Annotated in this window: 16 protein-coding genes, 1 tRNA gene and 1 pseudogene; 13 read left to right on the plus strand and 5 right to left on the minus strand. The window is 60.7% G+C overall.

Annotated features, from left to right (window positions below):
* Positions 1-59: 59 nt before the first annotated feature.
* Positions 60-965 (minus strand): c-type cytochrome, encoded by a 906-nt coding sequence (locus BUS12_RS31670; RefSeq protein WP_074301259.1) that lies wholly within the window; start codon positions 963-965, stop codon positions 60-62.
* 282 nt (positions 966-1247) lie between these two features.
* On the opposite strand from BUS12_RS31670, the gene BUS12_RS31675 reads away from it, so the two are divergent.
* Positions 1248-1323, plus strand: a tRNA-Arg gene (locus BUS12_RS31675).
* A gap of 74 nt (positions 1324-1397) precedes the next feature.
* Here BUS12_RS31675 and BUS12_RS31680 read toward each other — a convergent pair.
* Positions 1398-2474 (minus strand): annotated as a pseudogene (locus tag BUS12_RS31680) (tyrosine-type recombinase/integrase).
* Positions 2475-3172: 698 nt separating this feature from the next.
* On the opposite strand from BUS12_RS31680, the gene BUS12_RS31685 reads away from it, so the two are divergent.
* The 6 genes from BUS12_RS31685 (at position 3173) to BUS12_RS31700 (ending at position 13508) form a co-directional block, all read left to right on the plus strand.
* Positions 3173-11269, plus strand: a complete 8097-nt coding sequence (locus BUS12_RS31685; RefSeq protein ID WP_253190238.1) for a beta strand repeat-containing protein — start codon at positions 3173-3175, stop codon at positions 11267-11269.
* 23 nt (positions 11270-11292) lie between these two features.
* Positions 11293-11469, plus strand: coding sequence for a hypothetical protein (locus BUS12_RS39020; RefSeq protein WP_171991740.1), 177 nt, complete (start codon positions 11293-11295; stop codon positions 11467-11469).
* A gap of 71 nt (positions 11470-11540) precedes the next feature.
* Positions 11541-12026: a hypothetical protein gene (locus BUS12_RS38510; RefSeq protein ID WP_143788515.1), complete on the plus strand. Its 486-nt coding sequence runs from the start codon at positions 11541-11543 to the stop codon at positions 12024-12026.
* Positions 12027-12033: 7 nt separating this feature from the next.
* Positions 12034-12819 carry a hypothetical protein gene (locus tag BUS12_RS31690; RefSeq protein ID WP_074301261.1) on the plus strand — a complete coding sequence of 262 codons (786 nt, stop codon included), beginning with the start codon at positions 12034-12036 and terminating at the stop codon, positions 12817-12819.
* A 261-nt stretch (positions 12820-13080) separates the two neighbouring features.
* Complete coding sequence (locus BUS12_RS39850; RefSeq protein ID WP_367117690.1) at positions 13081-13245, plus strand: toxin glutamine deamidase domain-containing protein; 165 nt, start codon at positions 13081-13083, stop codon at positions 13243-13245.
* Positions 13242-13508 (plus strand): YrhB domain-containing protein, encoded by a 267-nt coding sequence (locus BUS12_RS31700; RefSeq protein ID WP_074301262.1) that lies wholly within the window; start codon positions 13242-13244, stop codon positions 13506-13508. Before BUS12_RS39850 ends, BUS12_RS31700 begins: the two co-directional genes overlap by 4 nt.
* Before the next feature lie 190 nt (positions 13509-13698).
* Here BUS12_RS31700 and BUS12_RS31705 read toward each other — a convergent pair whose 3' ends face one another.
* Entirely contained in the window at positions 13699-13914 is a 216-nt protein-coding gene (locus tag BUS12_RS31705) for a hypothetical protein (protein WP_074301263.1), read from the minus strand.
* A 321-nt stretch (positions 13915-14235) separates the two neighbouring features.
* Here BUS12_RS31705 and BUS12_RS31710 point away from each other — a divergent pair, with 321 nt between their 5' ends.
* From BUS12_RS31710 to BUS12_RS31720, 3 genes are all read left to right on the plus strand, one after another.
* Positions 14236-16314, plus strand: coding sequence for a two-partner secretion domain-containing protein (locus BUS12_RS31710; protein ID WP_367117671.1), 2079 nt, complete (start codon positions 14236-14238; stop codon positions 16312-16314).
* 77 nt (positions 16315-16391) lie between these two features.
* Positions 16392-18134 (plus strand): ShlB/FhaC/HecB family hemolysin secretion/activation protein, encoded by a 1743-nt coding sequence (locus BUS12_RS31715; RefSeq protein WP_074301808.1) that lies wholly within the window; start codon positions 16392-16394, stop codon positions 18132-18134.
* 2 nt (positions 18135-18136) lie between these two features.
* The gene (locus BUS12_RS31720; RefSeq protein ID WP_074301264.1) at positions 18137-19021 is read left to right on the plus strand and encodes a peptidylprolyl isomerase; all 885 of its coding nucleotides are present in this window, start codon (positions 18137-18139) and stop codon (positions 19019-19021) included.
* Between the two features lie 935 nt (positions 19022-19956).
* Here BUS12_RS31720 and BUS12_RS31725 read toward each other — a convergent pair.
* Positions 19957-20658, minus strand: a complete 702-nt coding sequence (locus BUS12_RS31725; protein WP_074301265.1) for a hypothetical protein — start codon at positions 20656-20658, stop codon at positions 19957-19959.
* Positions 20659-20729: 71 nt separating this feature from the next.
* On the opposite strand from BUS12_RS31725, the gene BUS12_RS37945 reads away from it, so the two are divergent.
* Both BUS12_RS37945 and BUS12_RS31745 read left to right on the plus strand, forming a co-directional pair.
* Positions 20730-21755: a pentapeptide repeat-containing protein gene (locus BUS12_RS37945; protein ID WP_083640694.1), complete on the plus strand. Its 1026-nt coding sequence runs from the start codon at positions 20730-20732 to the stop codon at positions 21753-21755.
* Positions 21756-21939: 184 nt separating this feature from the next.
* Positions 21940-22542 carry a 2OG-Fe(II) oxygenase family protein gene (locus BUS12_RS31745; RefSeq protein ID WP_074301266.1) on the plus strand — a complete coding sequence of 201 codons (603 nt, stop codon included), beginning with the start codon at positions 21940-21942 and terminating at the stop codon, positions 22540-22542.
* Positions 22543-22650: 108 nt separating this feature from the next.
* Here BUS12_RS31745 and BUS12_RS31750 read toward each other — a convergent pair whose 3' ends face one another.
* Positions 22651-23508, minus strand: coding sequence for a helix-turn-helix transcriptional regulator (locus tag BUS12_RS31750; protein WP_074301267.1), 858 nt, complete (start codon positions 23506-23508; stop codon positions 22651-22653).
* Between the two features lie 439 nt (positions 23509-23947).
* Between BUS12_RS31750 and BUS12_RS31755 the strand changes: the two genes are divergently transcribed.
* Positions 23948-25180, plus strand: a complete 1233-nt coding sequence (locus BUS12_RS31755) for a 3-methyl-2-oxobutanoate dehydrogenase (2-methylpropanoyl-transferring) subunit alpha (RefSeq protein ID WP_074301268.1) — start codon at positions 23948-23950, stop codon at positions 25178-25180.

The following is a 25180-nucleotide window of genomic DNA, read 5'->3' on the forward strand; positions in this document are numbered from 1 at the left end:
GCTACGGGGCAGGGATTTTTGCTTTCCTGCTGCGACGACGCGCGAAACTCGCGCGCCGCTTATTTGGCCGCGCTGACCATGTAATCGACGGCGGCCTTCACGTCCGCATCCGACGCGTTCGATCCGCCCTTGGGCGGCATCGCACCCTTGCCGTGCAGGGCGTAGTTGTAGACCGTGTCCATCGGATCCTTGAGGCGCGGCGCCCAGGCGGTCTTGTCACCGAACTTCGGCGCATTGAGGACGCCGGCGGCGTGGCACGCCTGGCAAACCTGCTCGTAGAGCGCCTTGCCGGCCTGCGCGTTGTCGGCACTCTGCGTGGCGCCCGCGGGCGCGGCCGCCGGTGCGCTGGCAATGGCGGCGAGCGCGGCCGCCGCCTGGGACGCCGCCGCGCCTGCATCCGCCGTGGCGCCGGACGCGGGAGCTGCCGCTGCTGCGCCTGAAGCGGCTTGCGCCGCGGTCGGCACCGGCGGTTCGGCAAGGTTGCCACCCGAGTTGTTCGCCATATAGACGACGGCGCGGGCGATTTCGTAGTCGCTATAGTCGTCCGGGCTGGTGCCGCCGCGTGCGGGCATGGCGCCCTTGCCGGTCAAGGCGGTGTGCCAGAGCGTGTCGAAGCCCTGCGCGATGCGCGGCGCCCAGTCGGCGGAGTTGGTGAATTTCGGTGCGCCTGCCGCCCCGGTGGCGTGACAGGCCGAGCAGACCGCCTTGTAGACTTCCTCACCGGTCTTGTAGACGCGCGGCGCGTTGGCGTCGCGAATGTCGACCTGGGCGAGCGGCGCGATGCGCGCGCTGACCTCGGCGTCGGAGAGGCTGTCGGTACCGGCGCCCGTGCGGGTCCAGTTGTTCGCGTAGACCGCGAGCAGGATGATGACTACAACCGGGATAGCAAAACTGGCGATGATCGCCGCAATGAGCTGTCCAGGAGTTTTGATCGGGGCTTCGTGATTATTTGGTGCTTCGCTCATGCTTGTCTCGTCTCCCGTGGGTATTGTGAGCGGTACAGCGTGACGGCAACGACCTTATTCTTTATTTAGCCACGGACGATTATAGACGCAGAGTTTCGGCGGCGGCGAGCGGCGGCTGGGGGTCTTCAGCGGGCGTTTACCCGAATTGGGGCTGGCGCCCCCAGGCCGGGTGCGGGCGCTGGCGGGGCCTCTCCAGGGCGGTCGGTGGACGGGTCGACGGAAACCGGGTATCCTCTCGGTCTCGCTTTAGCGCCACTTCCCCAGTGCCGCTCTCGTGGTGAAGCGCCCGTAGCTCAATGGATAGAGTACTGCCCTCCGAAGGCAGGGGTTGCTGGTTCGATCCCAGCCGGGCGCACCAATAGCGATAAGGCTTTCAGCGATTTCTCTGCTTCGTCGTTTCCTCCCAGTACAGTGAAAATACAGTTGGTACAGTCAGCCGGCGGCCGTCTGCAGATCGACGACCTGGGTGTGCGGCTGAACCCAGCGCGCCAGATGATCGGCCGACAGGTGCGCGTAGCGTTGCACCATCTCCAGCGTTTCCCATCCTCCCAGCTCCTTCAAGACCTGTAACGGCGTGCCGCGCTGCACATGCCAGCTTGCCCACGTGTGGCGCAGATCGTGCCAGCGAAAATCGCGGATGCCGGCGCGTTTGCATGCTTCCCTCCACACCGTGTTCACCGTCTGCTAGACCGGCCTGCCGTGATACACGAACACGCTCTCTAGGTATTCCGGCCGCTTTTTCTTCGCCACCTGCCGCCGCAGCACCGCAACAGCCGTGTCCGACAGCGGCACCGTGATCGCCTTGCGGGCTTTCGCCTGGTCCGGATGAATCCAGGCGACCTTTCGCACCAGATCGACCTGTGACCATTGCAGCCCGGTCACGTTGGAGCGGCGCAGTCCGGTTTCGAGGCTGAACTGCGCCATGTCGGCCAGGTGCACAGGCAGCTCCGCCAGCAGGCGCCCAGCTTCCGCTAACGTCAACCAACGTATCCGGCGGGAGACAACTTTCGTCTTTTTCGTCCTGGGCACCCGGTCGATCCACTCCCATTCAGCCGCGGCGTTCAGCACGGTCTTGAGCACGCCGACAACCCGATTCACCGTTCACGCACTGACGTTGCGCCCGAGTTTCTTAGGCCCTTTGCGCGTCTGCACGACCCGCGGCTCCATCCGCTTCGCGTGCGCAATGGCATCAATCCGGTTGCGGTCGATATCGGCCAACTGCACGCCCGACAGGTGCTGATCGAGCCACCGGAGGTGTGTCTTGCTGGTTTCGAGACTCGCGATGCCCTCGCGTTCGCTGACGTAGCGGACCACTGCATCATTCCAGGTATAGCGCGGCTTGTGACCGAGCCTGGCCTGATTCCACGGATCCACCTTCAGGCGGTCGTAGAACTCCTGAGCCTGCTCCCTGTTGCTGGTGCCAGTGCTGCCTTGTATCACTGGACCGCCATCCAGCGGGGAAAGCCGGTAATACCAGTTTGGACTTCTACTCCGTTTGTAGAGCGACATGTTTTGACTTCCTCAACGTGCTCGCCCTGTACAACTCGCGGAATCCATTCTCCGATGAGATAACGCTGCGGGGCAACTACCGAAAACATCCAGCGCTACTGGCTGTGCTCAATACAGGAATATGTGACTGAGATTTTCTGGAATTGCGTCGGTCGGGAGGATTGGCAGTTGGAAAATCCCTGTGCCCCAGATACTTCTTTATTCGAAATGCATATTTGCAAGTGATGAGTTCGTATTGCGTGCAAGTTCAGAAAGTATTTGAGGATGCCCGGAGTGCATAACTCGTGACAGGTCTTACCTGCTGAATAGCGTTGCTGCGCAGTGTTCCTGCCTGAGCAAGTCACGTATGGCCAAAAGATACTTTCAAAGTATTTCTAAAGTTTTCCTGCGGCTTGCCGAAACAAGAAAGTAGGGACCGCATGTTTAAGGTTCCACGCGTGGCAGATAAATCACCAGCAAGCACGATCGCACGTCAGATACTGCTGCGGATTCGCATACCTGACAACATGGCCAATTATGAACGTTTGTAAAGTTGACACTCCTTGATCTTTGATGTTCGGCGTGTCCTTTAAAGTGTTGGCAAAGCAGTTCAATTAAAACGAATAACCTGACAACAAATGGGCCAATCGGGGCAACAAATCTCCCTGCGTCTGGGGCAACGGGACGCAGCACGTGAGGCGGCGCGCTTTGCAGTTAGCGTGTTGAGCGTTGATGCACGCCGGCCGTGGTGGATGCGTGCGACCGCGTCGGTCATGGCGGTCGTGATGTATCTGAGTCCGCTTCTGGTCCTGTTCGACGAGATCGCGCAGGCTGCGCCGATTGTGGACCCCCGTGCACCGATTCAGTTCCAGCCGACGATTACCCAGACGAGCACGGGCGTACCCGCCGTCAATATTGCCGCGCCCAATGCCAATGGCATCAGCATCAATAGCTATCAGACGTTCGATATCGACGGCACCGGACTGGTTCTGAACAACAGCCTCGTATCGGGCACACCTCTCCTCGGCGGCACACTGGCGCCCAATCCGAACCTCGCGGGGCGCACGGCGAGCGTGATCGTCAATCAGGTCACTTCCACGGGTCCGGCTTCGACACTGGTCGGGCCACTCGAGGTATTCGGCAGTCCCGCTTCGATCATTATCAGTAATCCGAATGGAATTTCAGTAAATGGACTTTCACTGACCAACTCTTCGAGCTTGGTGCTGACCACCGGGACTCCGCAGTTTCTCACGGCCGTAGGCGGTACCTCGACGAGTTTCACGAACGCCGGCGCACTTGCGTATAACGTTACGTCGGGAAACATCACGATCAACGGACCCGCAGGCACAAACGGCCCGGGTTCGGGGATCGAGGGCACGGTCGGCAATATCGATGTGATTGCGCAGACGATCAACCTTAACGCGCCGCTACTCGCGAGCCAGCGCATCAATCTGATTGCCGGCAACCAACTGGTGACGCCTGCCACCACCGACTCGTCGGGGACGAATTACGGCACCACAGCGAACGGTGTCACGAACACGGCGGCGTCGATCGGCAACAACGCGGTGGCGATCGATGCGAATCAGTACGGATCCGTCACAAGCGGGCAGATCTATATCGTGTCGACGGCCGCCGGCATGGGCGTGAACACCTCAGGCGCACTCTCTGCGACCGCGGGCAATCTCACGGTGACATCCAATGGCGACATTGCCGTCGCCTCGACCTACGCGCAGCAGAGCGCGACGCTCTCGGGCGCAGGCACGATAAGCATGGCTGGCGGGAGCCTGGCGAATCAGTACACCGTCAACGCGGCAGGCGACATCGCGGCTGCCACTGCGTCCGTACAGTCAGTGCAGGACCTGAACATGACGGCGGGCGGCAGTTTCAGCCTCGGCGCGGCGCAGTCCAACGGCAGCGTCAATCTGAAGTCTGGCGGCGATATGTCCGTGGGTTCGGTGGCGACCGGCAATAACCTGTCGTTGATCACCAGCGGCACCACCGGCAACGGCGACCTCACTGTGGGCGGCGCAGCTGCCGCACCGGGGACGATCACGATTACCTCCGCCCGCGACGCGACGGTGAATGGGTCGGTGACCGGTGGCAGCACAGTGCAGCTTGTAGCGCAGCGTAGCGCAACCGTGAACGGACGGGTCGCGGCGACCGGCGATCTTTCGCTGGTCGGACAGACGGGCAACGTGACCACGACCGGAGGGGTAGAGGCGAGCGGCAATCTGAACGCGAACGCCGGACAGACGATGACGCTTGGCGGCAACGTCAGCGCGACCGGTAACACGCTGTTGAATGCAGGTGCCGATCTGAACGTAGCGGGCGACGTGACGGGTAACGGCACGGGCGTGCTGAGCGCAGGGGGCAATCTCACCGCGAGCGGCACGGCAAGTTTCGGTCAGGACACCACGCTCAGCGCAGGGCAGAGCGTGAGCTTGCCCGGTGCCGTCAAGACGGGCGGTAACCTGGCGGTGACCGCAGGTACCAGCCTGACGGTCGGCTCCGCGAGCGCTGCGGGCAACGCGACGCTCACCGCGACGGCCGGTGCGGCCACGGTGAATGGCGCTCTCGCCAGCGGTGGCAATACGACGCTCACGGCCGGCACCGATGTGATCGTTTCAGGCACGCTTGCCGGGAACGGGACTGGCACGCTAAGCGCGGGGCGCAATCTGTCGGGTGGCGGTTCGGCACAGTTCGGATCCGATGCGACGCTGACGGCCGGGCAAAGTATCAACCTGTCCGGCTCATTGCAAACGGGCGGCAATCTCAATGCCACGGCCGGCACGAGCCTCGCAGTCGGTGCCGCAACTTCGGTGGGCAACGCAACGCTCAAGGCCAACGGCGGTGACGCAACGATCAACGGTGCGGTGCTGAGCGGTGGCACCCTATCGGGCCTGGCCACGGGCAACCTGACCGTGACGGGGAGCGTGACCAGCCTGGGCGCGACGACACTGACGGCGCAGACGGGGAACCTGCTGGCCCAGGGCGGGCTGAATTCAACCGGTGACGCGACCCTGTCAGCCGGGCAGACACTCGCGGTCACAGGCGCGACCCAGGTGGGCGGCGACGCGACGCTAACGGGTACCAACATCACGACCGGCGGCACCACGACGGTCTCGGGCAACCTCACTGCGAGCGCCCAGAACAGCGTCGATCTGTCCGCCGGTCAATTGAACGTCGTCGGCAATGCCACCGTGTCCGGCGCGAATGTGACGACTGGCGGCGCACTGATCGGCGGCAACCTGACGGCGACTGCATCGAACAAGGCAACGACGGCGGGCAGCCAGACCCTGGTGCAGGGTTCGGCGACGATCTCGGGGCAGAACGCCGTCACGAACACGGGCAACGTGCTGGCGGGGGGCGCGCTATCGGTCACCGGCGCGAATGTCACGAACGGTACGAACGCGAGCCTGATCTCAACCGCCGCGACCACCGTCAACGCGACGAACCTGAGCAACCAGGGGTCGATTGCCGGTCTGACGACGGGCGTCAGCGCCACCGGCTCGCTCACGAACAACAACGGCGCCATCATCGGCACCAACCTGCTGAACATCACGACGGGTAATCTGGCAGGCAATCAGAACGGCATCCTGTTCGCGGGCAACACGAGCTCGACGACACCCGGTGCGCCGGGCAACGCGACCGTGACGGTGATGGGCGGTAACGGCACGTTCAACAACACTGGTGGCCAGATACTTGCCCAGAACAATCTGACCTTGAATCTGCAGAACCAGGTATTCGATCCGTCGGCTGCAGCCAGCGGCACGCTCAACCTCGGCAACGTGCTGACGATCAATACGCTGCAACTGAACAATGCCGGTACGTGGGCGATGCCCGGCAATAGCGTGGCGATCAACGCGACGCAAGGCATCAGCAACAGCGGAACGATCAGCAAGGCCGGCGACATCACATTGTCGACAAACGGCACGCTGAACAATAGCGGCACGATCTCGGCGGGCAGCGACGTCAATCTCTCCGGTACGGTTGTCAACGAAGCGGGCGGGACGATTCACGCGAACGAGGACGTGAATCTGACCGGTGTCACGACCAACGCCGGCACGATCGCCGCGGTACGGGACGTCAATCTGAACGGGAGCAGCTTCGACAATAGTGGCGCGACGACAAAGGCCGGGCGGGACCTGAACGCGAATCTCTCAGGAAACCTGACCAATGTGGGCGGCATGATCTCCGCACAGAACAACATCACGATCAATGCCGCGAACGTGGATAACAGCCGGGCCGGTGCGAATGCCACGACGACCACGGTTACGACGACCACGGTCAACGCCGCCGGTCTTGGCGCAGCACTGTTGTCCTCACCGATAGGATCGCTGACTCTGAGCGATCCCATCACGACGCCCGATGGAACGACGACTGACTATACCGCGACCATTACGGGTCGGGTAGGCGATCTGCAGCCATCGACCGCGACGACTTCGACCGCGCCCGATCTGGGCGGCGGTACGTTCAATGGCATCGCGCTTCCGACGGTTGACCAGACAACTACGACCACACAACCATCGGGCGTGGGCGGCGTAATCGCCGCGGGACAGAATCTGTCGATCACCACGGGTGCCCTCAACAACCATGGGAGCACGATCTCGGCGGGCAACAACGTGTCGTTGACCGTCTCATCGCTCGACAATGGGGGCGATACCGGCGTCACCACAATTAGCGACAGCATCGACGCGGCCTCGTATGCGAGCTTCCTCACCCAGCTGAAGGCCGCCTATGGGGCGGGCTCACTGGTCGCGATGCCGGGACTGACCGATGCCGGACTTAACAACCCGGGCGGCAACCCGGTGAGCGTCTCGGCCAACATCATCACGAGTACCGCTCCACCCGCCGCGCAGATCTCCACATTGACGACCTATACCAGCGAAAGCGCGGGGCAGATCGTCGCGGGCAACAACCTGTCGTTGACCGGTACCGGTGGGAGCCTGACGAACGCTGGCAATCTGTACGCCGGGCAGGACCTCGTCATCACAGCAAACAGCTTTACGAATCAGGGCTATCACGCTTCCAGCCTGACCTCGAGCACCGGTTGTGTCGCAGGCGTCGCGGCAGTGGATTGCGGTTACTTCGGGACGACGCTGGGGTCTGCCAACGAGATGGTGATGTACGAGCGCCCGGGGCAGAATTTTACCGACGCATTGACCAACGCTGCGGCCGCACAGGAGCTTCTGCACTTTTACGCGATCTTTGGGCCCAACAACGATTCAGCCAGCATCTACGGCGACCAGACCAGTACCCAGACTTACAGCTACACGCAGACCAGCAACACGGTATTCGCAGGGCGCGATCTGATCATCGCTGCACCGACCGTCACCAACGTCGATGGCAATCTGACCGCTGGGCGCGACGTGGTGATCGGCGGAGCCGGGACGACCCGCAACAATACGGATCCGGACAATCCGCAGACGAACCTCACGCAAGCTTCAAACGTCACGAACACATCGGGCAACATCCAGGCGGGCCGCAACCTTGCGATCAGCACGGCAGCGCTGACCAACAGCCTGTCAGCCCCGGTTCAGATCTACCAGAACTACGGCACAACGGCCATGTATGGCTGTAGCGGTGCCTCGTACCACTATTGCGATGCCTTCGTCGATCAGCAGTCGGGCAATGCGTCGACGATTTCGGCGAACCAGAACGTCGCGATCACTGCCGGTACCGTGGTCAATACCGGCAGTCTGATCACCGCCGGAACCCAGGTGACGATCGCGGCTACGTCAACGGTGACCAATCAGAACCAGACGCTGAATGCGTACTGGCATGACGCTTTCTATGGCGGCGTGATCGGCGGTTCGGTGCCGCCGGACAATTTTGGCTGTGGGACCTCGTCCAATTGCGCGACGCTATTCGGCAGCGCGTACAACACGAGCGACGGAGTCCAGCCACCCACGCCGTACAGGAGCCTGCCTGGGACGATTCAGGCGCCGTCGCTGGCCGTGACCGCCGGCGGACAGGTGCAGAACTCCGGCAACGTCATGGGCCAGCAGGTTTCGGTCACCGGCGCCTCGATCGTCAACGGTCTGACGTCGCCGGGCACTTATACGCCGCAGTCAACGGGCTCGCAGCAGGTGATCTCGCTCGGGCCGGTCGGTACACCGGTCGTGGTGGCGAATGCCGTGAATCAGGCTGGTCTCATCGGGCAGGTCAGCGGTGGTCTGTCGGGCGCCTCGGGTATCGCGGGGGGCATCACAGTAGCGGCGAGCGGTTCGCTTGCCGCGGCAGGGAGTACGTCGGCAGGCCAGAGCCCGACATCGCTGAGCGTGCCGGCCATCACGGTCGCATCGATTTCCGTGCCCGCTTCGCCGGGTGTCGCGGTGTCGTCCAGCACGACGGCGCAGGCTGGAGCGAATGTCACTTACCTGATCAACAACCCGGCCTCCGCGGTGATAGGTGGCGTCGGGCCGGCCCAGTTGCTGGACAATTTGCCGGCGAACCTGCAACCGGCTACCACGCAGTTCTACTACGACCCGTTCACCGAGAACCAGTTGCTGCAGCAGGCGGCCCTGACGCAGACCGGCCAGGCGAGCTTTATTAGCGGCCTCAGCTACGACAGCAAGACGCAGGCCTCTGTGACGGATCAGGAGAAAGAGGATCTGTATGGCAATGCGATCCAGTATGCGAAGACGAATGGAATTGCGTTGGGGACGGCGCTCAGCCAGTCGCAGATCGCTTCGCTGGACGCGCCGATGTTGTGGTACGTCGAAGAGACGGTGCCTGAGCCAGGTTGCACGGCAACGGGTAACGCAACCTGCCCGACGGTGACGGCGCTGATGCCGCAGGTTTATCTGCCGCAGAACTACGCGGCGGTTCAGTACGACGGGACGATCAGCGGTCAGAACGTGACGCTGACCGCGTCGAACGGCGGCACGATCACGAACACGGGTTCGATCAGTGCGACCGGTACGTTGACGGTCAATGCGGGGACGCTGACGAACGAGCAGCGTTCGACCGACATCGGTACGCAGTACACGTATCTGCCCGATATCTACGGGTTGCTGACCACGACCGGGACGGTGGTGCAGGACGGCGGATTCATGTCGGCGGGCAACTACCAGATGAACGTCGACGCTGTGAACCAGATCGGTGGGGCGCTGCAGAAGCTCAACGCCGACGGGACTGTCGATACCACGGGAACCGAACAGCAGCTGGCTGCGCTCAAGGCGCAACTGGGTGACAGTTTTACCCAGAGCACGGTTCAGAATAATCTGCAGACGACGTTCAAATCGACGGCCGATAGCGAGGGGCTGTTCCAGGAAATCGGGATGCTGGCCGTCATGGTCGTCGCATCGGTCATGACGGCGGGCGCGGCATCTGCCGTGATCGGCGCCGCCGCACCCGCAGGCAGTACGTTTGCAGCCGCTACGGCGAGCACGACCGTCGGCGGTGTCGTAGTGCCGGGCGTTGCGGCCGGGTTGGGGAATATCGCGTTGTCAGCCGGTATTGCGGCAATGGCCAGCAGTGCGCTCGGTCAGGCGGCGGGCAACGGTCCGTTCAGCGTTGGTTCGATGTTCGAATCCGGCGGCGTCGCGATGCTGACCGCGGGACTGACCAACGGCATCACGTACAACAGCAACACCGGAGCACTGGGCTTCAGTCTGGGTGGCGCCAGTTCGCTGCCGGGCGGGGTGAGCACGCTGGGGCAACTGGCGGGTGTCACGCCGGGGCTGGGGACGGGGATTCCGCAGTCGACTGCAACGCTGGCGGGAAATGTGGCCGAGCAGGGCGTGGCGATTGCGGGTGAAGCGACCCTTCAGGCGGGTGTGCAGAGCGCGCTGGAGGGCGGGAGTTTCCTGAACAACCTGAAAAACGCTGCGGTCTCGGATGTGGCGGCGGCTGGGGCGTTCGATATCGGTAGCAGTACCGATCCGTTGACGTTTGAAAATGTAGCTGAGCACGCCATTCTCGGGTGTGCGGCGAGCGCGGCGGAAGGGAGTGGATGCGCCGGAGGTGCCATTGGCGGAGCCGTGTCGGCGGGATTGAACCCGATCATCAACAGCAGCGGTAACCTCTCGCCTGCTGCCTTGGCTGCGGTCGAAACGCTCGTCAGTGGCAGTGTCGCGGGCGCGCTTGGGCTCAATGTTCAGGGGGCGGTGACGGCGGCGCAGAACGAGACGCTGAACAATTTCTGCGAGCACAACTCCTGCGGGAAGTGGCTTACGGCGGTTGCGAACAACGTCAGCAATGCACTCAATGCAGGAGCCGACGTTCCGGCGATGGAGTCGGCGGCAGGTACCGACGTGCTCGCGGGTATCGGGAATACGGCGCTGAACGCGGCGACCTTCTCGCTGCCGGGGATGCCGGATTACGTGCCATATTTCCAATACAGCAATCCGGCGCTTGGTGCGCTGGGTGAGCTTTACGGCACGTTCGGGCTTGGCACTCTTGCTTCTTCGGCGTTCGCCGAATCAGTTGCCACAGACACCGCGGTGTCGGGCACAAGAGGCTTGGGGCAATATGGTGGGATTTTTTCTTCTTCGACGAACGCCGCAGGCGGGCAGGTATGGACGTCTGTTGGCGACATTTCGCAGAATGATTTTGCTAGTCTCGTAAATAGTGGCCTGTACACTGGAGAAGTCAATATTATTACTGGTGTTCATGGAATGGCGGATGGGACTACGATCGTTGATTCAAGTTTGTATCAGGCTGACATGAACGCATTTGGTCATATGTCGGGGGTCAACGTTTATAATTTCCCAGATTTGACCCCGGCGCAAATCAACTCCATTCTTAATAGCCGGGGGACGACAATTGGTGGATTCTGTAATAGTGGAGCATGCTTGGCTCCCTATAAGTGAGATGCTGATACTGAGTGTGAATTATGAAAACCTACCATGCAATAGTTTGGGTTGATGGTCCGGAGCAGCCCGGTAAGCGCGTCGTTTTGATTGCGGAAAACTTGGATGAGGCAAGAGAGAAGTTGGAGGCTGAATATGGAAAGAATTGCGAATACACGCTGAAAAACGAGGAGGATGCAGCAAAGCGGCGGTTATTTTAGGTGACACAATTCGAGCAATTTTAAGATGACGTGCCACAGATAGCGCTGCAACGCTCCGTGTCTCCAATGGTGTGACGCTTAATCCTGCATTGCCTACCCCACTGGCAGGTCTGGATTATGAGCCGACAATTTTGAATTCGACCAATCCCAATATTGCTAACTCTCAGCTCAACGGATACGTTGCAGAACTGAACTTGGCTAATCAGGTCGCAGAGCTGCCTGGGCAGACTGTAGTGGCATACGGTGACGCGGTGGGTACGCACGGTGCCGACGTGGTGTCGGTCGACGCGAGTGGTAATGTTACGCTTTGGGATAGCAAGTTCCGCAGCAGCAGTCAGTCGATACAGTCGTCCCCAACGTTTACACCGGGCTCGGATGCGGTGAATAATGCTGTTAATCAGGCGGTAAGCGCAATAGAAAATTCGAATTTGCCGCAGTCGACTATTAATAACGCACTTCAGAATTTGCAGGATGGGAACTTTACTGCCAATACGGTCGGATCAGGCAGTGTAAAAAATTCGGTTCAGGTGAAATTCTGTGGCGGAAAGCCGTGCTGAGGAAGAGATGAGATTTGATCCGGAAAAAACGAGAGAGGCTAAGCTGCGTCGGGATGGTGCGTTACTCCAGTTTTTATTGGATACCAAGTATGATCCGAATCGACCCATGGGGAACGTGGCTCAAAGCCAAATAGGAGACGTCATCAGCGCTTGGTTGGTCGGCCTTCATAAGGAAGTTTCGCTTGTGATTCATAGGTCAAATGAGTGGCTGGATCGGGCTATTGAGGAAGATGAGGGGTTTGGTGTTGATAAAAATCTTCATCGTAGAACTTTGCATTGGGCTAGGGCTATTGGTGAATGGCTTGAGACGGGGTGGAACGCGGAAGGCTGTTGGGACAATGCTCGTGTATTTGAAGAGGCGGCTTGGCGCTATGAAAAACGCCCTTGGTCAGCAAACGAAATCGTTAAGTCAGGCTTGGGCGATTACATGGCGTTTGCTTATCTCGGTGGAGAGCATAACGGTGGCTTCGATGCGGGAATTGACACATACGAACGCTGGGTCGGTGAGACAAAACCGTCGCTAAGAAAAACTCTGACGCCATATGAGTATGGTTACCTACTTTGCTTGCACCGAGAACGCCAACAGTTCGACGCAGCTGAGTTGTTTACTGCGGGACGAAGAATGCTACAGGCCAACCTAGAAGAAACGTGGTTGGGAGGGGGGCAGTACATAAGAGCGGCCACTTGGTTGAAGATTGTGTACTGTGATCATGACCCAAGTTTGACGCCGCTGCAGGTAGTACTCAGTGCCTATGACAATATGCCCAAGGTGGCTCGCCCCGAATTTTTGTGAATGGATAACAAGCCACAGACAGCGCAGGCGCGTTTGCTGCGGATGCGGGAAGTGTCAAGAATGTTAACCCCACGGGGTCGTTGCAGAACTGTACGAACTGCGTAGCGGTTGTCGACAACTTACTTACTACCGGGAATCCAGCTAGTGCATTGCCCAGAGCAACGCCCGTGCCCTTTAGTCAACTCGGTCAGATGTATGGGACTACATTTAGTGGCTGGACGACGCAAGAGAATATCGAGTCCGCGCTGCTCGCTGGTGGAAATGGTCACACGAGCTGTTGTGTACGGAACGGACGGGGTTACTGGGCACGTATGGAATGCTGTCGTGCAAAATGGCAGTGTGAACTACATCGATGGTCAAATTGGCGGTAGTGGCGCTGCTAACTTCCAGAACTTCTCGCACTTTCAATTTGGGATACTGCCATGACGCTGGATCTTGTCACTGCAAAGAGGATGGCGCTTGAGTATCTCGCGGAACAACAGACCAAACCTGGAGGAGTGCCCTATTCCATTGTTGATTCTCGAATCGTGGAAGATGACGAGGGATGGTACTTCCCTTACCAGTCGGTTGAGTTCTTGACGACCGGAGATATGAACGCTTCTCTCGTGGGAAACTGGCCGATATTTGTTCGTCGAGACGGTCTCCATGTTGGCCCGTGCCGACCTGAAAAATGGCTGCGTCGCAATTGACGTTATGAAGGTCGGTTCAACGTGCGGGCAGGATAGGCAAGCGCCGGTTTTTACCCGGCCACGGCGGTATCGATGAGCAGTGAACCAGACCCGGCTTCGGGCGGGTTCGTGCTTTATGGTCTCTGCGAGCATCGCGGCACCGTCGTCCGGTTTGAGCAATTCGCGGCGGTTGTGTGCGTACACCGGTTGGCTAGAAAAGCCGCTTTGCGACTTCGCGGCGGAAGTCTTCGTTGCGGTGCATTTCCTTCGAAGTCCGCATCGCGCTCTGGATCCACTCGGAGGCACAATCCCGCTTTGTGTCCTGCTGCGTGTCGGGCGGCAGTGCCGTGGAAATACCGGAATTGCCGCGCGGTGCCGGGCCGTCACCGGCCGGGTTAATTGCCGATTGGTCGTTGTGGTTCAACATCAAAACCTCCCCTGTTAGGAGCACACACATGACGCACGCGCACGTGCAACGTCAAGCGGTTTGTAACCTGATGATTCGTTGGAGCAAAGACGGATCAATATTCGTGGCACCGCCCCCTGAAGGCCCATACACTCCCGGAATTGTAATGTGGTGATGGCTTTGGGGCTGTACGAAATTCACGTACATGATGCCGGAGCAGCTGGATAACGAGGAGTGTCGAATGAAGAGCCGCTAGATCGAATTCGCTGCTCAGCGTAAGGGAAGTACAACCAATTGTTATTCGGCATCAAGAACCACAAGAAACAAGAATCGGGGAAGCATTTGAACACCACAAAACAAGCGACGATGCGCCTGCCGCATACGTCCCGCGCCATACTGTCTGTCGCCGTTCACGCATCGTTCGCACTCTCGGGCGCCCACGTCCTGGCCGCGGGCATTGTTCCTGACGGCGGCACGGCGACAGGCGTCAGCGCATCGTCGTCCGGCCGCCAGACGGTGACCCTCGCGCCCACGGTCGGCGGCGTCTCGAACAACACGTACTCCTCGTTCAACGTGACTTCGGCGGGCGCCGACCTGAACAACGTCGGCGTGAACGCACGCACCATCGTCAACCAGGTGACGAGCACCAATCCATCGCTGATCCAGGGGCCGATCAACGTCCTCGGTCCGCGCGCGAACGTGATCCTTGCCGACCCGAACGGCGTCACAATTGATGGTGGCAGCTTCTTCAACACCGGACACGTCGTCGTATCGACCGGCCAGGTAAGCTTCCAGGATTCGACGCAGGGAACCAGCGTAACGCAACGCAACGTTGTGCTAACGACCAACGGTGGAGCCATCACGATTGGCCCAGGCGGTCTCTCCGGAACCCTCGTCAACCTCGACCTGATCGCGAAGCAGCTCTCGGTGAACGGGCCGGTCACAAACAGCTTCACCAGTTCGGTTGGCGGCGTGCGTGCCATTGTGGGCGATAGTACGGACACCTACGACACAAGCTACTCCCCCGGTGACAATAGTCACGACTGGCTCGTCAGTTCCACCTCTCCCGGTGCGACCAGTTCGGCGCTGGCGGTGGACATCACGGCACTCGGCGGCATAACCGGCGGGCGGGTGCAACTGGTGATCACGGACAAGGGCGCGGGGGTTCGCAATCTCGGCGCGATTTACGCCAGCGCGGGCGATGTGGTGGTCTCGACCCAGGGCGACATCAGTGTGGCCGATGGCTCGATCAAGGCCGAGAACGATATCCAGATCACGACGCCTGGGGCATTCTCGATGCAAGGCTCGCAGGTATCCGCCACCCACAGCGTCACGGTCAATGCAAACGGCATCAGCCTGAGCGACGATGCGACCGGGCCGTCGATCCTGAGCGCGCTGACCGGTGCCGTCAGCCTGACCAGCACCGGCGATATTTCCAGCACAGGCAGCCTGATTCAGGCCGGTGCAATTGCGGCCAACGGGACGGCAAGCGGCGGTGACGTGACGCTGAGCGCGAGCGGCAGCATTACGAACCGCTCGACCGCCGCGAACCTTGGCATCATCTTCTCGGCTAATGGAGTGGCGTCATTGACGGCCAAGGGCGATATCACCAACGATAACGCGCGGATCCTGTCGAACGGCAACACGAGCCTCACTGCTCAGGGTGACGTGTTCAACGTGATCGACCACACCAGCGGTATCGACGGCGGCCAGCCCGTTGCCTACTCGGACAAGGGTGGCAGCTTCCTGTTTTTCACGCACAGCACGAACGGTTTCTACGTGGACTATGGGACCGTCGCTCAACCGGACCAGCTCGCCTACATCGCATCGACGGGCGGTTCGGTGACTATCGCCAGCCGCAACTTCACCAACTCCGGCGGCATCATCCAGTCGAACGACGGCAACGTCTCGATTACCGCGCAACAGGCATTCACCAACGAGGCAGTCTTCGCGGGTCAGGCGAGTTATTCGCAGGGTTGCTGGATTTTCTGTCATGCGAGCGCATCGAGTACGGTGATGCCGTACGGCGGCACGATCCAGTCCGGCAAGGACATCACCATCACGGCGGGGACGAGCGCCAGCAATATCGGCGGCAATGTCTTTGCCGCTGGCGATCTCAAAGTCTCGGCGCCGACGAGCTACGCAGAAGGTGTCACCGGATATTCGGCGATCAACCAGGAGCGTGGGTTCAAGGCATTCTTCGGCAGCACATGGGCGCAGATCATTGCCACGGACGTCGGCGGCGGCTTCACGGCCGATGGTTCGGTGACACTGGTGGGGCAGGCGTTCATCGATGGCGGCTACATCACCGGAGCGACGGGTGTTTCGGCAACGAATGGGATCACGACGCTTCGCGCCCCCACCACCACGCCGGTGCAGATTGGCCAGCATCTGGGCCTGACGACCTGGTGGTGGCGCTGATGCGGGACGCTGTGAAAGTGACGCGTGCAAAACGCGCTGCCCTGTTGCGTGCTGTCGCGATCGGTTGCATGCAGGGTATGACAGTTCACGCCCAGACGCCGCCCGGCGCTCCGCCCCCACCACCCTCGCCACCGCCCGTGCGTCCGATCCAGGACCCCGCGCAACTGATCATCGATCAGCAGCGCGCGCAGGCCACACAGCGTCAGCTTGCGCAGCCACCGGCATCGATATCGTTGCCGGCAGCGGCGCCGCAGACGTCGCTCGACATTCCGCCAGACACGCCGGTCGACCAGATTGTCGAAGCGGGGCCGACTTTTCCGGTCAGTCGAATCGACGTGGAAGGCAACACCGTGCTGCCGCAAAAACGCATTGACGCGATCATCGCGCCGTTCGTCGGTCACGCGCTCGGCTCGCATCGCCTCAATGTGCTGCTTAAAAGGCTGACCGACGCGTTTGTGAAGTCGGGCTACATCACGACACGCGCTTTTCTGGGCCCGCAGAATCTCGAATCGGGCACCCTGAAGATCCGGGTACAGGTTGGCCGCATTGCGGGCTACACGCTTAATGGCAAGCCGCTTGGCCCGCGTTTGAAGACGAATGAAAAGTCGGCAGGCGGCGGGCTCTTCACAGACGCGGGTTCGGAATGGGCGTTTCCCGCCGCGCCTGGCGACGTGCTGAATATTGCGGATATCGATCAGGGGGTATCCCAGATCAACCGTCTGCGACGTAACCAGGCGGAAATCCAGATTCTTCCGGGCCAGAGTCCGGGTGACTCGATTGTTGCGATCAACAACCGGCCGGGTGACCGCCTGTATTACACGTTTGGCGTCGACAATTACGGCAGTGAATCGACCGGCCTCACGCGGTATCGCGCGGGCGTCGAAGCCGATAACCTCATCGGCCTGCAGGAATCCGTCAACCTGAATTTCGTCGACAGTGCGGACAGCAATGCGTTCGTCGGCTCTTTCGCCATACCGTACGGTCGCCATACGTTCAGCTATACGCTCTCGGAGTCGGACTACCAGCAGGTGATCGGCACCTCGGCGCTCGAGTATGGCAATACGCTCAGCCACATTCTGGGCTGGAACTATGCACTGGACCGTACCCAGGCGGGAACGGCCGGTCTTGACGCGACGTTGTCGTGGCGCCGGACTGATCGCGAGGTGAACGATATCGATCTTGACCCGCAACATATCGCGGTGTTGCGATTTGGCGGCAACTGGCTGCGCAAGTTCGTGCTGAACGACGCGCCGGGCAACATCACGCTCGATGCGGGTCTGTCCGAGGGGCTTCCGTGGCTGGAGGCAGACCACGACGCGCATGGCATCGACCGTACCGATGCGCACAGCCAGTTCACCAAGCTCGATGCGACCGCCACCTTCACCGTGCCGCTGCCGAAACTGGGGCCGGTTTCGTCGGCTTACCGCGGCGCGCTTGGCGGTCAATACGTGAACGTCGCACTGTACGGCTCCGAGCAGCTCTATCTTGGTGGCATGGACACGATACGCGGCTTCCGGTCCGGTGAAATCGCGGGAGACCGCGGCTTCTATTCGCGCAACGAGATCGCCTGGGTGAACATGCCGGCCTGGCACGACGGCAGACTCGAGCCGTATGTATTCCTCGACGCAGGCAAGGCGAGCCTGATTGCTGTGCCCGGTTTTCCGACGCTGGCTGCAACCGGTGCCGGTCTGCGGGCGCAGTGGCAGTGGCGCCAGCAGATGCTCTCGGGCGAACTGACCGTCGGTCGTGCACTGGCCCAACCGGCGAGCCTCGGACCGAAGACGACGCTGGTACTTGCAACATTCAACTGGAACTTTTAGGCATGAAACTGATGAACTGCTCCTTGCGCACGATTGCGCTTACGACCCTGGCCTGGAATCTTGGTACGCCCGCGATGGCTCAGACCGATGCGGCTGCCCAACCAATGGCGGCACAGGTCGCGCTTCCCGCTGGAACAATTGCGGTCGTCAACGGGGTAAGTATCCCGGCCACGCAAATCGATGAAGCCTTGCAGGCATCACATCAGCCGGATACGCCACAGGTGCGCCAGGCGCTCAGGGCGCAACTGATTGCGCGCGAACTGTTCCGGCAGCGCGCGGAGAAACAGGGCTACGATACGAAACCCGAGGTGCTGCAGGCGATGAGCGCTGCGAAAGTGAATGCAGAAACGCAACTCTTCCTGAAGGACAGCATTAAACCTGAGGCGGTGACGGATGCACAGGTGAAGGCGCGTTATGACGAGATTGTCGCCGCGCTCGGCAAGGAGGAGTACAAGCCGCGCATCATCTCGGTGGCGGACGAGGCGACGGCGAACGCAGTGCTTGCGCAACTGAAGGTCGGTGTCGCGTTCGATGCGCTCGCCCGCCAGTACAGCGTGGCGCCAAGCAAGGCGGCCGGCGGTGAGATGTCGTGGTTAAGCTTCAGGACACCGGTCGAGGAGGGCAAGACGCAGGGCTTGCCATTCCCGGTTGCGCAGGCCATCACGCAATTGCCGGTCGGCGCAGTGACGCCTGCGGCGATCACGGTTGCGCAGGGGAACGGTGCGCTGTACGTGATTGTGAAGCTCGACGCGAAGCGGCCGACTCAAGTGCCACCGTTCGATCAGGCGAAGGACACGATCCGTCAGCAGTTGCAGGCGTTGGCGGTGCAGAAGGCGAGCGCACAGTTTGTTGCCGGTCAGCTAAGGGACGCAACGATCCAGCAATAGGCCCCGGCCCGTCCACGACGCGTGGCGAACACGCAAATCTGTTCGTGGACGACAAATCAGGAATCGCCGTGAAATCACCATGAAGCGATGTGGGTCCAATGCGGAGTTAGGATCGATTGATGAGATTCGGCGATCGGAGTGCTCGATTGGCAGGTCGCTCGTCCTAGGTCTCTCCAGTCGCTCGATGGCTTCTCGATGATGTGGAGCGGCGCCGTCCGCAGTTGCCTGTCGTGCCACGTGCTGAGCGCCCGGCATAGCTCTAGTGGGCGGCCGTGGAGATACCATTGATCCGTTTCCTGCCCCCGAAAAAAGGCTTCGTTGATACTCTGCTCCGCAGCGACGAGCGCTTCAGGTCAGATCTCATTCGATCGGGCGTCGTCAATAACGCTCGTCAACATGACCATTTGCAGGAGAATGGGCAAACGGGACGCTGAACCCTGATGGGCTTCCAGGGCGGAGAGCACGAGGTGATTCTGTAGCGAGAGGCGATCAGAATCCTGGCGAGGCATGGGCAAAAGCATTGGTTTGCTCATGCACTGGCGCGCAGCGGTTCGAGCTTGCTGATTTGATTGCGAGGTACGAGGAGGCATACGGCAGGTATCTTGAAACGTGCCGATTCGGCCAGTTTACCGCACGCAGGCTTGGCGCCGGCGTGCGACCCTTATGCCCCTTGCTTGATGTCCCGTGTTGGTTGGTACGCGCGAAAGCCGGGTATCGACGTATGGATCGACGCAAACCCCAAATGTCTGCACTGTGCCTACATGAACTCCAGAAAGCACTTAGCCCGGTCACTACGACCGGGCTAAGTGCTTGAGACTGTGGGTGTCCCTGTCTGATTCGAACAGGGCACCTCATGATTACAAGGCTCGATCAGTGTGCAGTCTCTTATCGCGGCGTTTTTTCTGCCTTTGTGCAGATTCGCTTGATGAGACTGATCATCGCTTTGGACAGATTTGCCACTCCCCATGCGTAGACTGCAAAGCCCAGCCGAATGCAAGGAGCATCGCATACTGGATCAACCTGGCCGTAATCTCGAACCCGGGGTAGCCTGGAATGGAAGGAAACCGCCCGCCGAGCGCTGTGCTTGGTTGCGTGACGTCTCCAATACCCGAAGGCAGTCCGATCAATTGAACGGCGAGGAAGTAGATGGGCAGTGAAAGCGCAGTTCCGGCGCAGAAGGCGCGGAACGAAAGTCGCCGGTTTGATCCCGCTAGTGCCACGCAGGCCGCGGTGATGGCCGGGACAGCTATCACGAGAAAGAGCGAGCCGATCAGGTATTTTTGAGCTTCGACATCGCCGATATCGGTGAAGAAGAGCATCTTTGCGTTCTCAAGCCGGTCAAGGCTGGTCAATTGGGTTACGAACGCAAGGCTGGTGAAGAGGAGCGCATAAACGCTAACTCCAGCAACCAGGAGTGCAGTGGCGGCGTCAGACTGCCTTCGCTGTGACAATACTGCAGCATCACCCGTTGTCGGAAGGTTCGTGGGTGCAGCGTGACGAAAGGATCCGGTTTCTACCCACGTTGTCAGAACCTGACCGAACGGGGCAGCGACAACGTTGGTAGAAAATGCTACCAGCAGGACGACCCTGACGTTAGTCGCCTCCGCACCGAGGTAAATGAAGATCGCAACGATCACGGCAATGACCCAGACTCTTTTGACGGCGCGTAAACTGCCAAGGTAATCACATATTTGCCCAGAGACATTGCATGCTGACGAACGACGCCGATCTGCGGGAATTGCGTGATCGATGGAACATCGGGAAGTACAAGGACCTGCTCGACGCGCTCAAGGGTGCGTTACCAGAGGACGAATGGGTGCCTTTGAGCGACTCCTTGCTACACCCGCTGGATGGGTCACCGGCTATCGACCTTCGCGGGCTGTCGTTGCCGGGCGGTAAGCTCGAAAACCTGGACCTAAGCTACAGCCATCTCGACTTTGCCGTGTTCGATGCGACAGAGTTCGATGAAGTCGGTTTTCAACATGCGATCCTGGACGGCGCCTCGTTCAAGGAATGCACGTTCCATCTGGCGCAGATGCTTCCGGTCTACGGTAGCGGCGCTGATTTTCGCCATGCGAGACTCCGGCAATCGTTCATCGAGTATGCGCGGTTGAGCAATAGCGATCTTTCCGGTGTGACGATGTCCGACGCAAGTGTGAATTCTTCTGAGCTCACTGCATGCAATTTTTCCGGCGTGCTGGCCGAGCGGAGCGAGTGGCGCTGGAACACGACGACGCGATGCGATTTCGTGGCGGCCCGTTTCGTCGAGTGCAGACTGACGGCAACCCGGTTCGAGGGCGCACGGCTGATCGATGCCACGTTCGAAAATTGCGATCTGAGCGGGGTTGACTTCAGGGGCGTGGACCTGACGGGTGTGCGGTTTCTTGGCGGCACGTTCGGTGACGTGCTGCAGGGCGAGACCACATACCGGACGCGGTTCGACGATACGCCGGAAGCCCGCCGGGCGGTTGCCGCGAGCAGTACGGAGAATCGGGACGCTGTCGCATGGTGCCCCGTCGTGTCTGGTTCGAGCGAATCCGTGCAGCCGGCCACCTCGTCGAGATTGAAGGGCAATCCCGGCGAGGTTGTACCGCAGAGCGGCTGGTGGATCAGCCCGGCGCTCGGCAGCGAGGAGGGGCGGCGCTATTTCAAGGCGGGGGAGAGGTTTCCTGAGATCAAGTCGACGAACTGGGGACTCGTGATCTGGAGTTACAACTCTGCCGATCAGGGCTGATCAGCCCACTGCACCTCTGCGGTGACTAAAGCGGCCCTATGAGCCGCCGTTATCGACCAGCGATCGACACCCCAACCAGCTACACTGAACGGGCGGCGAGCCGCAAAAACCCGCCTCGTCGAAATAGAACAGGCGACACCAGCCATCACGCGCGGCGACCTGAAGGAGTGGAAGGAAAGAAAGGATGAATCTACATTTTTTTAAGGATGGGGTCTCATACGTCGAGAACATGCTGCCAAAGGAGACTTGCCAGACGATCCTGTCGCTTTATGAAAAGGACGCTCGCAAGCAAACCGGGAGAGTGCTGCGCGGACTTGGCGAAAAAGAGGTGCAGGAAGACATCAAGGTCAGCACCGACCTGGTGATCCGCGACTCGGATGTCTGGCAGGAGGCCTACGCGGAAGTGAACGCGGCAGTCAAAGAAGCGTTGCGCCGGATCGTCGAGGAAGTGGAGGCCTTGCAATTGTGGCCGCTTTGCTGGACGGGCTACAAAATCCAGCACTACACGAAAGGCGAGGGGCAATTCAAATGGCACTTCGACGCTATCGGGCCCGGCACGTGGGCGCGGCAATTGTCGATGGTGCTCTATTTGAATACGGTGGAGGAGGGCGGGGAAACGAGCTTCCTGAGGCAGGGACTGAAATTGAAGCCCTTGGCCGGGGATGGGGTCTTCTTTCCTCCGTTCTGGACGCACGCCCACTGCGGCGAGATTCCACTTTCCGAAGACAAATTCATCATATCGACCTTCGTGAGCTTCGACATTCCCGGCGCGGGCCCGCCAGGCTGAATCGCGCGTGCGCGACTCAATGGGGGGCGAGTCGAGCGGTTCGTAGCCATGAGACGACGTGGCACGCGACGACTCGTCCAGCGCACGGGCACTCTCTGCACTCTCTGTCTACGCGGCGGTATTTTCCACTGCAACCCTCCGCGCCACCAACCCCTCAATAGCCCGCTCATCCGCTACCGATACCGGCGAAAACACCACCATACTCAACCCCTCCGCCCCGCTAACCGCAAAAGCGGAATACTCAAGCGTAAGCACCCCGGCAATCGGATGCCGAAAGTGCTTAACGCCACCCCAAAGGCTATGCACTTCGTTCTCGGCGTAGAGCCGCCGAAACTCCGCACTGGATTCCTGTAACTCCGCAGCAAGCGCCGCCGCTTCAGGATCCCCACCCACCCGCGCGACATCGATCCGAAACACCCCCACCGCAAGCCGCGCACTTTCCTCCCAATTCTCCTGCGACCCACGAGCGGTTTTATTGCCAAAGAGAAGCCGAAGCACATTCCGCTCACGAACGGGCAGCGCGGCATAATCGGTCAGCACGGCAGCCGCGGCAGCATTCCAGGCCACAACATCCCAGGTAGGTGTCTTCACAATTGCGGGACTGGTACGCAGCCCATCCAGCACGCGTTGCAGGACGGGCGTAACCGCAGGCGACACCTCCGGATAAAGCGGCAGCGGCGGCCGCCGCTGAGCAAGCAGAAACAGCATCTCCCGCCCAGCCGCATCCAGCTCCAGCGCCCGGGCCAGCCGCTCCAGCACCTCATCCGAAGGCGGCCCGCCACGTCCCTGTTCGAGCCACGTGTACCAGGCAACACTGACATTCGCCCGCATGGCCACTTCCTCACGCCTGAGCCCAGGCGTCCGACGCCGCCCTTGGGCATCCGCCCTAGGTTGCAGGCGCGACCGGCGATCGCGAAGGAAGCTGCCTAACGAGGCAACGGGATCGGGAAGGGTATTGACTGTCATAGCGGTGTACGCCTCCAGCTTTTACAGCCCGAAGGTACGCAAGGAAAAGTGCTGATTCGTTCCACGCGTTCACTGGCGAATCCATGGAACGGTCAGAACGCGTGAATTCGCAAAGGGAAACCCACAGGCTCGAATGATGGCAAAGCCATCCCAATCGAGATTATCACAGCAGAACCCGCGCCAGCATCCGCCGCCGGACCCCAGCAACCCGGCCAGCAACTCCGCCGCATTGCACAAAATCCGCCCGTCCAAGGCACACAGCATGGCAAACCAGATCACCCCAATTGAGCGACTTGGACATCGAACCCCGCTGGCAGATTGGCCTACACTCTTAAGAGACCAGCGCGCGCTACCAGCGCGCGCCGGCTTTGGCACCCACCCGGCTACCCCGGCAAGCTGCCTAACAGCGTGAGACACAATCAAGCGTGGAGACAACACAATGAGCTTGTATGAGCCGTTGCGTCTGCATGTGCCGGAGCCCACCGGGCGCCCAGGCTGCAGAACCGACTTTTCCTATCTACATCTATCCCCCGCCGGATCGGTGCGCAAACCGCCCATCGACGTCAGCGCCATCGACACCAGCGACCTCGCCCACAGCCTCGTCCGCGTTCTCGACGACGAAGGCCGCGCCGTCGGCCCCTGGGCCCCGGATCTCACTGACGAGCAATTGCTGGCCGGCATGCGGGCCATGCTCAAGACGCGCATCTTCGATGCGCGCATGCAGATCGCCCAGCGCCAGAAAAAGATCTCCTTCTACATGTTGAGCCTCGGTGAAGAGGCGATCGGCGCGGCCCAGGCCATGGCCCTGCGGCGCGACGACATGTGCTTTCCCACCTACCGCCAGCAGAGCATCCTGATGGCGCGCGAGGTGCCGCTGGTGGGCATGATGTGCCAGTTGATGTCCAACGAAGCCGATCCGCTCAAAGGCCGTCAGCTACCGGTGATGTATTCCGACCGCGAGGCCGGCTTCTTCTCGATCTCCGGCAACCTCGCGACGCAGTTCATCCAGGCGGTGGGCTGGGCGATGGCCTCGGCCATCAAGGGCGATACGAAGATCGCCTCGGCGTGGATCGGCGACGGCGCCACCGCCGAGTCCGACTTCCACACCGCGCTCACCTTCGCGCACGTCTACCGCGCCCCGGTCATCCTGAACGTGGTTAACAACCAGTGGGCAATCTCGACCTTCCAGGCCATCGCGGGTGGCGAGGGTGCGACCTTCGCGGGACGCGGCGTCGGCTGCGGCATCGCCTCGCTGCGCGTCGACGGTAACGACTATCTCGCGGTGTACGCGGCCTCGCAGTGGGCCGCGGAGCGCGCGCGCCGCAATCTCGGGCCGACGCTGATCGAATGGGTCACGTATCGCGCAGGCGCGCACTCGACTTCCGACGATCCGTCCAAATACCGTCCCGGCGACGACTGGACCGATTTCCCGCTCGGCGACCCGATCGCGCGCTTCCGGCAGTACCTCAACGTGAAGGGCATCTGGTCGGATCAGGCGCACGACGGGTTGGTGGCGTCGCTGGAAGCCGAGATCATCGCGGCCCAGAAGGAAGCCGAACAGCACGGCACGCTGAACGACGAGCGCATTCCGAGCGCCGCCAGCATGTTCGACGATGTCTACAAAGAGATGCCGGAACACCTGCGCCGTCAGCGGCAAGAACTAGGAGTGTGA

The sequence above is a fragment of the Paraburkholderia phenazinium genome, from assembly GCF_900142845.1.
Lineage (GTDB): Bacteria > Pseudomonadota > Gammaproteobacteria > Burkholderiales > Burkholderiaceae > Paraburkholderia > Paraburkholderia phenazinium_A.